12 protein-coding genes are annotated in these 15,397 nt (G+C 49.6%); 5 read left to right on the top strand and 7 right to left on the bottom strand.

What is annotated here, in order from left to right:
• Positions 1 to 155: 155 nt before the first annotated feature.
• Genes BMW55_RS04545 through BMW55_RS04535 form a run of 3 tightly spaced genes read left to right on the top strand, consistent with a single transcriptional unit; the run spans position 156 to position 5,553 of the window.
• Positions 156 to 2,555 carry a 3-hydroxyacyl-CoA dehydrogenase/enoyl-CoA hydratase family protein gene (locus tag BMW55_RS04545; protein WP_089965777.1) on the top strand — a complete coding sequence of 800 codons (2,400 nt, stop codon included), beginning with the start codon at positions 156 to 158 and terminating at the stop codon, positions 2,553 to 2,555.
• A gap of 22 nt (positions 2,556 to 2,577) precedes the next feature.
• Complete coding sequence (locus BMW55_RS04540; protein ID WP_089965776.1) at positions 2,578 to 3,759, top strand: acetyl-CoA C-acyltransferase; 1,182 nt, start codon at positions 2,578 to 2,580, stop codon at positions 3,757 to 3,759.
• Between the two features lie 27 nt (positions 3,760 to 3,786).
• Positions 3,787 to 5,553: an acyl-CoA dehydrogenase family protein gene (locus BMW55_RS04535; protein ID WP_089965774.1), complete on the top strand. Its 1,767-nt coding sequence runs from the start codon at positions 3,787 to 3,789 to the stop codon at positions 5,551 to 5,553.
• A gap of 50 nt (positions 5,554 to 5,603) precedes the next feature.
• Here the strand turns inward: BMW55_RS04535 and BMW55_RS04530 are convergent, their stop codons facing one another.
• Both BMW55_RS04530 and BMW55_RS04525 read right to left on the bottom strand, forming a co-directional pair.
• The gene (locus BMW55_RS04530; protein WP_089965772.1) at positions 5,604 to 6,005 is read right to left on the bottom strand and encodes a YkvA family protein; all 402 of its coding nucleotides are present in this window, start codon (positions 6,003 to 6,005) and stop codon (positions 5,604 to 5,606) included.
• Between the two features lie 317 nt (positions 6,006 to 6,322).
• Positions 6,323 to 6,661: a DUF1360 domain-containing protein gene (locus BMW55_RS04525; RefSeq protein WP_342027733.1), complete on the bottom strand. Its 339-nt coding sequence runs from the start codon at positions 6,659 to 6,661 to the stop codon at positions 6,323 to 6,325.
• Positions 6,662 to 9,100: 2,439 nt separating this feature from the next.
• Between BMW55_RS04525 and BMW55_RS04515 the strand changes: the two genes are divergently transcribed.
• Positions 9,101 to 9,484, top strand: coding sequence for a hypothetical protein (locus BMW55_RS04515; RefSeq protein WP_089965769.1), 384 nt, complete (start codon positions 9,101 to 9,103; stop codon positions 9,482 to 9,484).
• A gap of 113 nt (positions 9,485 to 9,597) precedes the next feature.
• On the opposite strand, the gene BMW55_RS04510 is transcribed toward BMW55_RS04515, so the two are convergent.
• The gene (locus tag BMW55_RS04510) at positions 9,598 to 10,536 is read right to left on the bottom strand and encodes an AraC family transcriptional regulator (RefSeq protein ID WP_089965767.1); all 939 of its coding nucleotides are present in this window, start codon (positions 10,534 to 10,536) and stop codon (positions 9,598 to 9,600) included.
• A gap of 52 nt (positions 10,537 to 10,588) precedes the next feature.
• Here BMW55_RS04510 and BMW55_RS04505 point away from each other — a divergent pair, with 52 nt between their 5' ends.
• Positions 10,589 to 11,362, top strand: coding sequence for a phytanoyl-CoA dioxygenase family protein (locus BMW55_RS04505; RefSeq protein WP_089966025.1), 774 nt, complete (start codon positions 10,589 to 10,591; stop codon positions 11,360 to 11,362).
• Positions 11,363 to 11,387: 25 nt separating this feature from the next.
• On the opposite strand, the gene BMW55_RS04500 is transcribed toward BMW55_RS04505, so the two are convergent.
• The 4 genes from BMW55_RS04500 to BMW55_RS04485 form a co-directional block, all read right to left on the bottom strand.
• Complete coding sequence (locus tag BMW55_RS04500; RefSeq protein ID WP_089965765.1) at positions 11,388 to 12,128, bottom strand: YheC/YheD family protein; 741 nt, start codon at positions 12,126 to 12,128, stop codon at positions 11,388 to 11,390.
• Between the two features lie 297 nt (positions 12,129 to 12,425).
• Positions 12,426 to 13,193, bottom strand: coding sequence for a DUF2935 domain-containing protein (locus BMW55_RS04495; protein WP_244527436.1), 768 nt, complete (start codon positions 13,191 to 13,193; stop codon positions 12,426 to 12,428).
• Positions 13,194 to 13,563: 370 nt separating this feature from the next.
• Complete coding sequence (locus tag BMW55_RS04490) at positions 13,564 to 14,754, bottom strand: aminotransferase class I/II-fold pyridoxal phosphate-dependent enzyme (RefSeq protein ID WP_089965762.1); 1,191 nt, start codon at positions 14,752 to 14,754, stop codon at positions 13,564 to 13,566.
• Positions 14,751 to 15,245, bottom strand: coding sequence for an Lrp/AsnC family transcriptional regulator (locus BMW55_RS04485; protein ID WP_089965761.1), 495 nt, complete (start codon positions 15,243 to 15,245; stop codon positions 14,751 to 14,753). Before BMW55_RS04485 ends, BMW55_RS04490 begins: the two co-directional genes overlap by 4 nt.
• Positions 15,246 to 15,397 lie beyond the last annotated feature (152 nt).

Here is a 15,397-nt window from a genome sequence, read left to right as displayed (position 1 = left end):
TGTATGTTTAAAATGTAATACGTCCCGTCTCTACATGAAAAGAGTGGAGTTATTGCGCCTATCCTGATGAAGGTGTTTTTTTCTAACCATTTAATGAATGATCATTCATTCAGGTGGGCGCCGCCAGCCAACAGATCACGAGAGGAGGAACGCGCTTGGCACGCATAAAAAAAGCTGCTGTGCTGGGAGCCGGTGTGATGGGTGCTGCCATTGCCGGCCATTTGGCCAACGTGGGCATTCCCACACTGCTGTTGGACATCGTTCCGCGCGAATTGACGGAAAAGGAAAAAGAAAAAGGATTGACATTGAGTGACCGGGTGGTGCGCAACCGCCTGGCCCAAGCCGGGAAAGACCGGCTGTTTAAAGAAAAGCCCTCCCCCTTGTTCACCAAAGAGACAGCCCATTTGATCCAGGTCGGCAACATGGAGGACGATTTCGACAAACTGGCCGGGGTCGACTGGATCATTGAGGTGGTTGTGGAAAATCTCAAAATCAAACAAGACCTGTTTGCCCGTCTGGAACAAGTGTGGAAGCCGGGAATCATCGTCAGTTCCAATACCTCCGGAATTTCCATCAATCAGATGGTGGAAGGGCGTTCCGAGGAGTTCAAAAAGCATTTCATGGGGACGCATTTCTTCAATCCGCCCCGCTATATGAAGTTGTTGGAGATCATCCCCAACGCATCGACAGACCCTGCGATACTGGATGAAATGAAAGCGTTTGCCGAAGAGGTGTTGGGAAAAGGGGTTGTCATCTGCAAAGACACTCCCAACTTTATCGCCAACCGGATCGGCACCTACGGTTTGCAGATCACTTTGCAGGCGATGGAAGAATTGGGGCTGGGGCCGGATGAAGTGGATGCGGTCACCGGGCGTGCCATGGGCCGACCGAAGAGTGCAACTTTCCGCACGTTGGATCTGGTTGGTCTGGACACTTTTATCCATGTGGCCAACAATGTCCACGACAATGTAGAGGATCCCGAAGAAAAACAGGCTTTTGTCGTTTCACCCATTCTCAAAAAAATGGTGGAAAACAAGTGGCTGGGTGAAAAATCGGGGCAAGGTTTCTATAAAAAAGTGAAGACGGATGCCGGCAAGGAGATTTTGGCCCTCGACCCCAAAACCATGGAATACCGTCCGAGCAAGAAACTGAAAGCCCGGTCGCTCGACCAGGCAAAACGGGCCAAATCGCTGCCCGAACAGTTGCAGGCATTGGTTTACGCCGATGATGCGGCGGGAAAACTCGCCTGGTACATCACGAAAAAGGTACTCATTTACTCCGCCAATCGCCTGCATGAGATCGCCGATGATATCGTCAGTGTGGATCAGGCGATGAAATGGGGATTCAACTGGGAGCTCGGCCCGTTTGAAATGTGGGACGCCATCGGAGTGGAAAAATCAGTGGCCCGTATGCGCGAAGAAGGGGAAACCATTCCGAAGCTGGTGGAAGACCTGCTTGCATCCGGCGGGAAAAGCTTCTACAAAACCGATGCGGGAAAACGCTATGCGTTCTATGTGGGCGGTAAGTTCAGCGAAGTCAATGAGCATGACAAAGCGATTTCGCTTGCCCGTTTGAAAGAGCAGGGCAAATTGATCAAAGGCAACAAAGGAGCCAGCCTGATCGATCTCGGTGATGATATCGCCTGCCTGGAGTTTCACTCCCCCAAACAGGCCATCGGAGCCGATATTCTCAACATGATCAACACGGCTGTCAAAGAAGTGTCAGCCAACTACCGCGGTCTGGTGATCAGCGCGGAAGCACCCAACTTCTGTGTCGGGGCCAACCTGATGCTGATGTTGATGGAAGCGCAGGATCACAACTGGCCCGAAATCGATCTGATGGTGCGCCAATTCCAGAATGCGATGGGATCGCTCCGATACCTGGACCGCCCGGTGGTCGCCGCTCCCTATGGCATGACCCTGGGAGGCGGGGTGGAAGTTTGCCTGCCTTGTGACCGGATTCAGGCAGCGGCGGAAACATACATGGGGCTGGTTGAAGTAGGTGTCGGCCTGATCCCGGGCGGGGGCGGAAACAAAGAAATGCTGATCCGCTGGACGGAAGGAGTGGACCCCAACGACCGGGTCGCTTTGCAACCGCTCGTCAACCATGTGTTTATGGCCATCGGGCAGGCCAAAGTATCCACCAGCGGCTTGGAAGCGAGAAAGTACAAATTCTTGCGGTCCTGTGACGGCATCACCGCCAACCGCGACCATCTCATTTATGACGCGAAACAAGTGGCGCTCGGCATGGCGAAGGCCGGTTATCAACCGCCGCAGCCCGTCAGGATTCCGGTGGTGGGTGAAACCGGATATAACGTGCTCAAACTCGGGGCTTACGGACTTTTGAAATCTGGTTATATCTCCGAACACGATTACAAGATTGCCTGCAAACTGGCGTATGTCCTCTCGGGGGGAGATGTGCCGGAAGGAACGCTCGTCACCGAACAATACCTCCTGGACATTGAACGGGAAGCTTTCCTCAGCCTGATCGGAGAGCCCAAAACACAGGCGAGGATGCAATATATGCTGGCAAAAGGAAAACCGCTCCGCAACTAAGATCATAGAAGGAGGAGAAAGGATGCGCGAAGCTGTCATCGTTGCAGGTGCCCGCACCGCGGTCGGAAAAGCGAACAAAGGCACCTTGCGCCATACCCGTCCCGATGAGCTGGGCGCCGCAGTGGTCGCCGATTTGATGAAGCGCGTACCGCAAGTGGACCCGAAAGAAGTGGAAGATGTCATCATCGGCTGTGCTTTTCCCGAAGGAGAACAGGGGATGAACATGGCCCGGATCATCGCCCTCAGGGCAGGTCTGCCCACCGATGTTCCCGGCATGACCGTCAACCGGTTCTGCTCTTCGGGATTGCAAACGATTGCCATTGCCGCCGAAAAAATCATGTGCGGATTTGCCGATATCATGATTGCCGGCGGAGTGGAAAGCATGAGCATGGTACCGATGGGGGGGTACAAGCCGGCACCCAATCCCTATCTGATGGAGCATCTTCCCGAAACATACATGTCCATGGGACATACGGCTGAAGAAGTGGCCAAGCGGTACAACATCACGAGGGAAGACCAGGACCGCTTTGCCGTGGAAAGCCACCGAAAAGCGTATGCGGCGATCCAGGCCGGCAAGTTTAAGGACGAGATTGTTCCCGTTCAGGTCCAACATCGTTATTTCGATGAAAAAGGGAAGCTGCAAGTCAAAGAAGAAGTTTTTGACACCGATGAAGGAGTGCGGCCGGGAACCAGCATGGAAGTGCTCAGCACCCTGCGTCCGGTTTTTCATGTCAATGGAACCGTCACTGCGGGCAACTCTTCTCAGACGAGTGACGGGGCGGCCGCGGTGATGCTCATGTCCCGTGAAAAAGCGGAGGAACTGGGGGTCAAACCGCTCGCCATTTTCCGCGGGTTCACCCTCGGCGGCGTCGATCCCGACGTGATGGGCATCGGTCCCGTCGCCGCTGTGCCGAAACTGCTGAAACGTACCGGGGTTCGTTTGGAGGAGATTGATTTAATCGAATTGAACGAAGCGTTTGCTTCCCAGTCTGTGGCTGTCATCCGCGAACTTGGCCTCAATCCGGACATTGTCAATGTGAACGGGGGCGCGATCGCCCTGGGGCATCCGCTGGGGTGCTCGGGCGCCAAACTGACCGTCACCATTCTGAACGAACTGATTCGCAGGCAAAAGCGTTACGGATTGATCACCATGTGCATCGGCGGCGGAATGGGTGCGGCCGGGTTGATCGAACGGGTTTCTTAATACTTCGGATTAAGGGGGAATACGCAAATGACAAAAGTGAACGGCGGCGCTTTTCTGATCGAACCAACCGATCCCAAAGACGTTTTTACTCCGGAAGACCTCAATGAAGAGCAAAAAATGATCGCCAAAACGACGGAAGATTTCGTGAAGGACAGAGTCTGGCCGGTGTTGGAAGAGATTGAGCAGCACAAATTCGAGCATACCGTCAGACTGTTAAAAGAAGCGGGAGATCTGGGCCTGTTGGGTGCCGACGTCCCGGAGAAATACGAGGGACTGGGACTGGATAAAATCAGCTCCAGCCTGATTACGGAAAAAATATCTCTGGGTCGTTCCTTTGGCCTTTCCCACGGGGCGCATGTGGGAATCGGCACGCTGCCCATCGTCTTTTTCGGAAATGAGGAACAAAAGAAAAAATATCTGCCCGATCTGGCAACGGGCCGCAAATTTGCCGCTTATGCACTGACGGAGCCCGGGTCCGGCTCGGATGCGCTGGGTGCTAAAACGACGGCTGTGTTAAGCGATGACGGCAAGCATTACATCTTAAACGGCGAGAAGCAATGGATCACCAACTCCGGTTTTGCCGATGTGTTTGTAGTGTATGCCAAAATCGACGGCGACAAGTTTTCCGCCTTTATCGTGGAGCGCGATTTTCCGGGTGTATCCACCGGTCCGGAAGAGAAGAAAATGGGGATTAAAGGATCTTCCACCCGTACGCTCATTTTGCAAGACGCCAAAGTGCCAGTGGAAAACCTGCTGGGAGAAGCAGGCAAAGGCCACCTGATCGCATTCAACATCCTGAACATCGGCCGCTACAAACTGGCCGTGGGGACCCTGGGATCATCCAAACGGGCGATTGAAATTTCCGCCAAATATGCGAAAGAGCGCAAACAATTTAAAATTCCGATCGCCAAATTCGGACTCATCCGCGAGAAACTGGCCAACATGGCGATCAAAACGTACGCGTTGGAAAGCATGGTTTACCGGATCGGCGGGATGTTTGAAGCCGGCCTGGAAGGAGTCGAAGATGCCGAAGGTTCCGTCGCAGCCCAGGCGATCGGCCAGCTGGCGATCGAGTGCTCCATTGCCAAAGTGTTCGGTTCGGAAGTGCTCGACTACGTGGTGGATGAAGGGGTTCAAATCCACGGCGGTTACGGTTTCATGAATGAGTACGAAATCGAAAACATGTACCGCGACTCCCGCATCAACCGCATTTTTGAAGGAACCAACGAAATCAACCGGCTCTTGATCCCGGCCACGCTGATGCGCAAAGCGATGAAAGGCGAGTTGGCGCTGATGCAGGCCGCTCAAGACCTGCAAGAAAAATTGCTGACCTTGATGCCGTCCCTGCCGGAGGAAGATGCTCCTGTTCTGGAAGAAGAGGAGAAATTGGTGGAGAATGCGAAAAAAATCTTCCTCATGATCGCTGGCCTGGCGGTGCAAAAATATGAACAGGAACTGAACAAGGAGCAGGAAATCCTGCGTGACATTGCCGATATCGCCATCGAGACATTTGCCATGGAAAGCGCCCTGTTGCGCACCAAAAAAGCGATCGCCCAAAACGGCGAAGAGAAAGAACAGGCGAAAATCGATCTCACCCGAGCTTATATCTACGAATCATTCCAGAAGGTAGATGCCTTTGCCCGCCATACGCTGGCCGCGCTCGAAGAAGGGGATGTTCTCCGTACCCAGCTGTCCGTGCTGAAGAAACTGACCCGCCTGCAACCGCTGAACGAAGTGGCGCTCAAACGCACCATCGCCGCCCGCATCCTGGACACGGAAAAATATACAGTGTAAGGAAAAAGGTCCTGCAGACCAATGATCTGCAGGACTTTTTAACGCTGAACTTATGTAACAAACATCTGATAAAGTACCCATGAAATCCAAACAGCCAAAGTGATCCAGATGAGAATGATCAGTGCCCCCATTACCCAATTTTTCGGTTTCCTTTGGGCCATCAGCTTCTCAGCTTTTTCAGCACAATCGGAAATCACATGTTCCGGAATCATCTTCAACGCCAACCAGATCCCCAGAGGAACGATGATGATATCATCTAAATATCCGAGAACGGGAATAAAATCAGGAATGAAATCAATCGGACTGAAAGCATAGGCTACGACACATATAGCAAATAACTTCGCATACCACGCCACACGATTATCCCTGTACGCATAGGAAAGAACATAAGCTTGCTTTTTTAATTGCCTTGCCTTATTTTTGAGTGCCTGTAACGCTGTCGATTCTGCCAATCATGTCACTTCCTTCTTCTTTCGTGACAGCTAAATCTTTCACGGGTGGAACCACTTGTTGCCCAGATTGTAAACATGAAAAACTCTTTCAAGTAACATGTGTGACTGACGGAACTGGGTTAGAAGCAAAAGCAGGAGTGAAAAAAGGCAGGCTTGTGTGGTGATGTTCAGCCATGCCTTCATTTTCTAATCTTATTCAATAATGGACTGCTTCTCAAAAGTTTTTTAACCATGGGACATGATTAACACGTTCGTTTCATTTAAGTGGAATTTTGTCTGATGCGTTAGCTAGTTTGCTGGAAAGCAGATAAACCCGTTTACCATTTGCTTAAAATGCCGGCTGTTCCTGCCACGGCGAGAATGACGATCAGGGGAAACGAGCCGGGGAGTAAACCATAAAGAGCGACAAGAGCGAGGGAGGACCAGATTCCGGTACACCAGTGGCAGCTCAGCATCACTCCCACCCAGTAACGCCATCCGGTTCCTTTGATCTCGACATTTGGAACCACCTTTCCGGACTCATCCTCTTCCAGGGTAATGGTCACAAAAGGGTCGCGAAGGAAGGCAGTGATCTGATCATACATAATCAGATGGGTAAGCCGGTAGGAGGCGAGAACCAGCATCACGAAGTGCAGCCACGAGATTTCATGCAACATGTTGATCACCCCGGTTTTTTCTGTCTTTATTTCGTCGAAAGCTTTTAACTTTCAAACGCGAGTTGAAAGATAAGTAGAAAAGCAAAAAGACTCTGCTTGAAGGGTTTAAGAATATACATCATTTTCTTCCATATTGTATGAGTGATTTTTGCAGAACGTGCCGTTTTCTTTCATATTCATATAAAAAAGGCGTTCATGCGAAATCAATGGATCGATCAATAAAAAAGAGCACCAAAAAAGGTGCTCCGGGATGCGAGCATCGACTTTTCTACCCTATGGTCTTGGTCTTCTTGGTCTTGGCCTTCTTGGTCTTGGAGGTCTTGGTCCTGGACCCGGTGGTGGTGTCGGTGGCAGTGCAGGGCATTGTACTTGACCGAGACGTTCCTGCATACAAACTCTAAAGCTCTCTAAAGTTGTCGTGAGTCCAAAGCACAAATCAGCGATCGTGAAACAAGAATTTTGAGTTGGCGTTTGTCTGGGTGAGATTTTCTTTTTCAAACCCATCCTCTCCTTTCAGTTTTTGCATGGGATTAATTTATAAGATGGATTGATCAGGTGAATCCTAACTTCTCTTTTTTCGTCTTGGTCCTGGTGTCGGGCATTGTACCCTGCCCAGGTTATCGAACAAACAACTTCTAAAAGAGGACCGGGGACCGGTTGGGAAACGAGAAATACAGAGAGTAGCGATATTCAAACAAGCTTCTTGTTCCGGCCTCAATTGTCTGGGTTTCAATGTCTTTTTCAGACGAATCATCTCCTTTCAAAGGATCTATACTATTAAATGCAAAGACTAAATAGATTGTAAGGGCGGTTGATATAATGCATTCATTCGTTTTTTATCTATCTATCAACTGCTCTCTAAAATAGGTGCCTTCAGACTGTAAACAAAAAAGCCCTCTTCAGTTCAGATCCTGACCCCTCTCTTTTGTTTGTGCACTTATAAATAGTCTCTATCAAGATATCAATTGGGTGAGCAGGATATGCGATGAACCAATCATATTGAAACTGAATTTCATAGAATTTCTTGTAAAGAGGAAGGGAGGCAATCAACTGGAGAGAAAAATTTCTGAAGCAAGAAAACTCCATTCAAGAAAAATCCGACTAACATACTCTGCGTAGATTTGACAGATTTATTAGGCGTGTACCTTGTTTTGAGTTGGAAGATCTTATAAACGGCTACTGCCCCTGTCGTCGCTACGGAATATGAACAAAGGTAAAGAGCACCAAAAAAGGTGCTCCTGGATGCGAGCATCGATTTATCTACCCTATGGTCTTGGGCGTCTTGGTCTTGGCCTTCTCGGTCTTGGGGGTCTTGGTCCTGGTGTCGGTGGCAGTGCCGGGCATTGAACTTGACCGAGACGTTGCTGCATACAAACTCTAAAGTCCTCTAAATTAGTTCCTACAAGTCCCCAGCACAAATCAGAGATCGTGAAACAAGATTGTTGTGTTGGCGTTTGCCTGGGTGAGATTTTCTTTTTCAAAAAATCCTCTCCTTTCAGCTTTTGTATGTGATGGATTTATCAGGTAAATCCTAACTTCTCTTTTTTCGTCTTGGTCCTGGTGACGGGCATTGTACCCGACCAAGTTGATCGAACATACAACTTCTAAAAGAGGCCCGATTGGTCGGGAAACGGGAAAAGCAGAGTGAAGAGATACTCAAACAAGCTTCTTGTTCCGGTCTTAATTGTCTAGGGGTGAGTCTTTTTTTCAAACCCATCCTCTCCTTTCAAGGATCTATACTATTAAATGCAAAGAGCAGATAGATTGTAAGGGCCGTTGATTTAATACAACCGCCCATTTTTTAACCATCTGTCAACTACTCTCTAAAATGTGCTCTCAGACCGTAAACAAAAAAGCCCCCGTCAATCCGGGTTTCCCCTTGTCTATGTTCGATATCCCATCTTTCACAGTTTTGAAGAGGTTCTGCCTCCGTCGATGTTCTGCTTTTTGGTTGTGCACGTAAAAATAGGCACTATCAAGTTATCATTTGGGTGAGCAGGATGTGCGATGAACCAAACATTATAGAATTGAATTTCATAGAATCTCTTATATAGAGGTCGAAGGGAGGCAATCAAATGGAGAGGAAAATTTCCGGAAACAAGAAAACTCCTGTTCATAAAACTTCAACCAAGAAAACCCCAACGAAGCATACTCAGCGTGAATTTTTCAGATGTGTGCCTTGTTTTGAGCTGGAAAGACTTGTAAGATTCTACTGCCGTCGTCGTCGATTCTAAGGGATGTTATATACAAAGGCAACCGAGATCAGTCTCGGTTGCCTTTTCATGCGATCCTGAGGCCATTGTCCCCGTTTCCTAAGTAAATGGGGCCCAATCGGTCCGATCCCCCTTGACCCTTTCGAATAGCCAATATATACATAAAATTTGGATAATTATAAATATATGATATAATAAAAGAAATGATCCCGGAAGGGGGCTGTCCATGCTTAAAGAGGCAAAGACTGGAACGGATAAGGAAGTGGGCTTTGTCGTGATCGAAGGCTTTTTGGCACTGGGTTTGACCGTCTTCTTCATTATTATGACCGACCATCATCATGTCCGATGTGTGGGTGAAGCCCAAGCCGCTCCTGCTTATTTCGGTCTCGTACTCTTCGGTGGCCCCTTGCTCTTGTTGTTTTTTATCGTGATCATGGTCATTTTGCGCAGGCTTGGACACGGACAGATGAAATTACATGGGATGAAACTCTTTATCTTGGTCGTCGTTTCCCAACTCCTTGTCTTTGTCCTGCTCAGTGCGTTGATGAAATCAGGGAAATGTTCCTCGTTTTCATACGCTGCTGCAAAGGTTTCGGACCAAAAATCATAATTCCATACCCCCGGCAACAGAACGGGGGCAGAACTTCAGGATTTCAAATACAAATGACCGGGCCTCAGAAGGTTGAACCCGTGGGTTCGGTACATTTTCACTTTCATCAACGGTCACTTTCCCATGTATCGCCGCCGGTATTGGGCCGGCGTTACACGGGTCTCTTGGGAGAAAACGCGGGTGAAGTAATGGACGGAACCGAAACCGGTCATCTCGGCAATCTCCTTGATCGTGTGATCCCCGGCCGTGAGCAACCGGGTCGCGGCCTTGATTCGTTCCCGGCGAATGAACTGGGAAAACGTGCATCCCAGCTCCCGGGAAAATAACCGGGCGAGATGTCGGCCGGAGATGTGGAGATCATTGGCTACATCATTCAGGTTCAAAGGAGAGGAGAGATTATCCCGGATAAACAACTGGGCTCTTTGCAAGAGGATGGAAGAGGATTGCGGGATCGGCGACATCTGCATATCTCCGTGTTCCAGGAAAGCGGTCAGGAAGGAAAGGAGCAGCGAGTGAGCCATGCTTTTGATCATGGCTTCATTTTTTATCGGATGGCGGCTGCCCGCCTCCGTCAGTAATGCTTTCCAGAGATGAACAGCGGAGATTTCTTCCACATGTGATAAAATCATCCGTTCTGCTTCACGAAGCCGCAAGAAATGGTTCCTGCAAGTTTCGCCGGATTTTGAAGATAAGAGATCAAACGCCACAAACAGTATAAACAAACCGGTTTGGCTGCGGATCTGATGAATGACCCCTGGCCGGGATAAAAATAAGGTTCCCCTTTTAAGCGGATGTTCTTCCCCATCATCCACATACATGCCCTCACCGTCCACAATGTAGCAAACCTCGAAAAACGAGTGGCGGTGGAGGGGATTGTCGTGATGGTTCGGGTTGGCTCCCCAATAGTAAACCTGAAAAGAGGCCTCGTCATTCATCAGCTCCCGCGCATATCGGTTGAGATAGGCTTCTCCTTCTCTGCACACCTGCTTAAACATGAACGATCCCCCCATGTCCTGATCAGACAAAAGAATGACGGTTAAATCCAAAGACACCAATGCCTCTCTCCTCTTACAATAAAGGAAAATGACGAAAGGGTTTGATTTTATGATAACATCCCGCGATGTCGAATTTTACAAAGAAAATGGCTATTTGCTCGTAAAAGAAGTGTTTGACGCGGATGAAGTGGAGGAGATGAGGCAGGCATTGGATCACATCCTGCGGCGGGCGGTGGAGGCCAACCGGGATCGGAATGCCGCCTGGCAGGGGGATTATATTCCGGCTGATGAATTGAAGAAGCTTGTCCTGAAGGGATTTCATGACCTGCACTACCATGACGCGGCATTTATGAGAGCGATCATTCACCCGCGGCTGGTTTCCGTCTTGCAGATGCTGATCGGGCCCAATGTCCAGCTGCATCATTCCAAGATGCTGGTGAAACCTCCGGAAAAAGGTGCCGCTTTTCCCATGCATCAGGATTATCCGTACTTTCCCCACGAAAAGCATACGATGCTCGCGGCCAGTGTGCATCTGGATGATGCTGACCCCGAGAACGGGTGTATCTATGTCATTCCCAAATCACATCAAAAAGGCCCCCTTCCCCATGTGGGCCACCATTATTTGAATCATAAGGAATACCCGATTACGATGGGAATTCCGTGTCCAGCCCGGGCCGGTGATGTGCTCTTCTTCAATTACTTGACGATACACGGTTCCCAGCCCAATAAGAGCGACCGGATCAGAAGAAATGTTCTCTTTCAATACAGGGACCCGTCGGATCCTCCGACCAAAGATGTTCATGTCAACTGGGGGCAAGGTTTGATGGTGTGCGGGGAAAATCCTGTTTTCCGTGAATATCATCCGGAATACAAGTTAAAATAAGGGGATTTGAAGAGGAGCCGGGGGATTAGGATGCTTTTTTGCGCAGTTTTAAGATATGCCGGAAAGTCTCGCGATCGAGGTTTTTAAAGACCAGCGTTCCCGGCTTGATGTTGATTTCATAGATCCAGATGCGATGAAAAGGATCGATGCCGATATCCAGGCCAAATTCGCTCCATCTTGGATAGACCCTGCTGATGATCTTTGTCGCCTGTTTGGAAATGGTGCAAAGTTCTTCAATGGTGTGCTCGGCTCTTCTTGGATTGTATCCCAGGTCATCCGTAAGCAGACGATCCACATGCTTGGAAATTCCGCCGCTATACGCGTTGGTCACAATACTTTTTTTGGGAGCCACCCGTCCGACGATGCCGGCAACTCGCCATTTTCCCTTGATCCGCATCAGATGTACCCGGATATCAAACAAATGTCCGGTTAACGTGACGCTGTTAATTCCCTGCTGGATGATATAGGGGCGGTCGATTTTGGCCTGATGGATGGCTTCCCACAGGTGCGGCAAGTGAAAGTGGACAGATTCCGACCCGGTATCTCTGGTACGCAGCAAAAACTCGCCTGACGGCAATGGGTCAATGCGCAGGATACCCTTGCCCTGGCAGGAGTTGTCCGGCTTCAGGTAGACAAAAGGAAACTGCCTCAGCATGGGGGAAAGAGAGGCCTGCGACAGGGGGAGAGTCTCGGGAATATACGGACCGATGGTTTTGTGTCTCCGGAGTAAACGGGAGTTGTCCAATTTACTGATCACACTGCCCATCAACGCATCTTCCTTTCATGTAGATTGAAAATGGAGGAGATGCTGAAGCTATTTCAGCATTTGCCGGCTCCAACCAACGCCTCTTGGTGAAGCGGAAAAAGAGCCCCTGGGTTGGAGCCGGGTTGAGCATCGGTTGTGTGGGTCTCTCAATATCAGATCTCTTACTATTGTATGTTTCTCATTGATAGAATGTCAGAGCTTGTGCCGATCGCGGAAGTCTATTTCAGGTCACACCCGCTGTTTTTGCCGGGCTTCACACGATGGGAACGCCTTTTACAGAAAAAACAGCCCAAGGCCTTAAACCGGCCTCGGGCTGCAAGGAGGAGGCGATACTTCAGAAACTTGCGACAGCTTATGGAGGTAATAACACTCTTCGCGGTACATATGATCCGCCAGCAACGGGGCAATGGTACTCAGCGCTTTTTTGCTCAGGCTCAACTCCTCAATTTCCTCCAAAAACTTTTGAAATAAAATGATTTCCAATTCCACTTCTCGGTTAAATCTGGAGAGGGCAGGAAACCGTTTGAGATGGGTGCGGAGAAAACCGGCCAGTTCAATGGCTTTAAGGTAAAACGCATTGAAATGTTTGGTAAACATGCGGCTTTTTTCGATGAGCTTTTTTTCTACTCCATCCAGCCGTTGTTCAATGCCGGTTGCATGTCCGGAAGCGTCGGGCAACCATAACAGATGATGATGAAGAGGATGGAGCGGAGGGGGGACCTTCCCCTTTAGGAGGAAACATAAAATCCGCAGATATTCGTCCAGTTCGTTCACCATATGATTGATAAACGTTGGCGTCAGGTTGAAGGCGAACTCTTCGGTCAGCAATCGGCGCAATAGATGCAGCTTAAACTTGCGCAACTTGTGGGCCGCTTTATAAGATGCCTTCAAGTCATGGGGCGAGTCGCGGATGATGTCTTTAAACAACTGGCGCAAACATTTCGCTGTTTTCACCTCTTCTTTTTCCCGCGGAGACAAAGAGTCGAGGATAAATTGACAATGATCCCTTAATATATGGAGCCAAAAACTTTGTTCAAATTGAACCGTTTCCGTAAAGCTATGCAAATGAATCCAGCTCCTCTCACCGGCTTTGGGATGCATACCCAAGAATATACTTATGAGGGACCACGGATGATTATTAAAAGGAATTCGGCTTATTTTCCGGGTTTGCGGCTCAGATTTCTTCTCTGGTGAAATAAATTGATTCTCAACATTGGGTTTGCGGTTTGGGTAAAGATGAATTGGTTGTATCTGGAACGAAGATTTAATCAAGCTTCTGGTTCCTAGTTAAAAAGCTCTTACTTTATGTCATGACCATAAAGTAAGAGCTTTTTTTCGCTTAAATTTAGATTTCTTATCAAGGTGCTTGGCTGGCTCCACTCCGGCCCCGCTTGGAACGCCATTCGCACAGCAGGATGCGAGCAGAATTGAAGTATTATCCGAGTGAGCGCTTGGGGAGCAATTGTCTCTTTCTGTTCACAAAACGTTCGATCCGTGTCAGCGCCTCACCCAGCCGCTCGATCGAAGTGGCATAGGAACAACGGATGTGGCCGGTTCCGCTGGGGCCGAATACATCTCCGGGAACGACCGCCACCTCTTCTTCTTCGAGCAATTGTTCGGCAAAGGTGTGAGCGTCCAGTCCGGTGGATTCGATCGAGGGAAACACATAAAAAGCGCCTTGAGGATCGTGGCATTTCAGCCCCATATCCTGAAAAGCTTTGACGACCAGGCGACGGCGGCGGTCATATTGGGAGACCATCGCTTCGCATTCCTGGAGTCCGTTTTTAACTGCTTCCAGTGCCGCCATCTGGCTGGTGATGGGGGCACAGAGCGCGGTATATTGGTGGATCTTGAGCATTCCGGACAAGATGGGGAGCGGGGCCGCTGTATAACCGATCCTCCAGCCTGTCATGGCAAATGCTTTTGAAAAACCGCTGACCAGAATCACGTGCTCCTTCATTCCGGGCAACGAACCAATCGAAGTGTGCCGCCCCTGATATGTCAGTTCTGCATAAATTTCGTCGGAAATCACCAACAACCCGTGCTTTTTGACTAACGCGGCGATCGGTTCAAGGTCTTCTCTTCGCATGATCGCCCCTGTAGGGTTGTTGGGGTAACACAAAATAAGTACTTTGCTGCGGGGGGTGATCGCTTTTTCCAATTCCTCCGCGCGCAATTTGAACCCGTATTGGGCATAAGTGGGCACAGGGACGGGTTTCCCGCCGGCCAATTGGACGCAGGGGGTATAGGAAACATAACAGGGCTCCGGAATCAATACCTCGTCCCCGGCAGCGACCAGGGCGCGCAAAGCGAGGTCGATGGCTTCACTGGCCCCGAATGTGACCAGAATCTCCTGTTCATCGTAGTTGAGAGAAAAACGCCGGTTCAGGTATGACGCAATCTCCCGGATGAGTTCCGGCATCCCCTGGTTCGAGGTATAAGTGGTCATTCCCCGCTCCAAAGCGGCTACACAGGCTTCGCGCACATGCCAGGGTGTGACGAAGTCCGGCTCTCCTACCCCGAGGGAGATGGCGTTTGGCTTTTGATTAACCAGATCAAAGAAGCGGCGGATTCCGGAGGGGGCCAGGTTTTTTACGACCGGTGACAGTTTTTCTTCCAAATTCATGGGGTGATCACCAACCGCTCGTCTTTTTCCGGGTCATCCAGAATGACGCCGTCTTCTTTATATTTCTTCATGACAAAATGAGTCGTGGTTCCCATCACGGAGTCAAGAGTTGCCAACTTTTCCGTGACAAAGCGCCCCACGGCTTCCATCGAATCCACTTCCAGTTCCACCGACAAATCGTAAGCCCCGGACATCAGATAAACACTGCGCACTTCCGGAAAGCGGTAGATTCGTCTCGCCAGAGCGTCAAAGCCGTATCCGCGCTGCGGCGCCACTTTGACATCGATGAGTGCAGATACTTTGGGCTTTTCAGATTTTTGCCAGTTGATGACGGCTCCATATTTGACGATGATTCCTGTTTTCTCCAATTCCTGGATGATCTGTTCCACTTTTTCCTTGCTTTCCCCCAGCATGTGGGCAATTTTTTCCGTTTCCAGCCGCGAATTCTCTTTCAACAAAGAAAGAATCTCGTGCTGAAGGTGTTCGGACATCTTGGCAAGCTCCTCTCGAAATGGGAAATAAACTTCTTTGTATTATACAACAGACACGGAAAGTTGGCGATAAAAAGTCCTATGGTGAAGGATGCAGGAGAGAAGTTGCGGGGATGGGGAAATGGTTCATATTCTGTCTGATGAATACGGGG

Source organism: Lihuaxuella thermophila (genome assembly GCF_900110165.1).
Classification (GTDB): Bacteria; Bacillota; Bacilli; order Thermoactinomycetales; family Thermoactinomycetaceae; genus Lihuaxuella; species Lihuaxuella thermophila.
Note: the sequence above shows the minus strand (reverse complement) of the source record. Positions and strands in the feature narration are given on the sequence as shown.

Coding starts and splice junctions, on each gene's coding strand:
- BMW55_RS04540 (WP_089965776.1), top strand. CDS start 2,578: ATGCGCGAAGCTGTCATCGTTGCAGGTGCCCGCACCGCGGTCGGAAAA.
- BMW55_RS04535 (WP_089965774.1), top strand. CDS start 3,787: ATGACAAAAGTGAACGGCGGCGCTTTTCTGATCGAACCAACCGATCCC.
- BMW55_RS04525 (WP_342027733.1), bottom strand. CDS start 6,661: ATGTTGCATGAAATCTCGTGGCTGCACTTCGTGATGCTGGTTCTCGCC.
- BMW55_RS04515 (WP_089965769.1), top strand. CDS start 9,101: ATGCTTAAAGAGGCAAAGACTGGAACGGATAAGGAAGTGGGCTTTGTC.
- BMW55_RS04505 (WP_089966025.1), top strand. CDS start 10,589: ATGATAACATCCCGCGATGTCGAATTTTACAAAGAAAATGGCTATTTG.
- BMW55_RS04500 (WP_089965765.1), bottom strand. CDS start 12,128: ATGGGCAGTGTGATCAGTAAATTGGACAACTCCCGTTTACTCCGGAGA.
- BMW55_RS04490 (WP_089965762.1), bottom strand. CDS start 14,754: ATGAATTTGGAAGAAAAACTGTCACCGGTCGTAAAAAACCTGGCCCCC.
- BMW55_RS04485 (WP_089965761.1), bottom strand. CDS start 15,245: ATGTCCGAACACCTTCAGCACGAGATTCTTTCTTTGTTGAAAGAGAAT.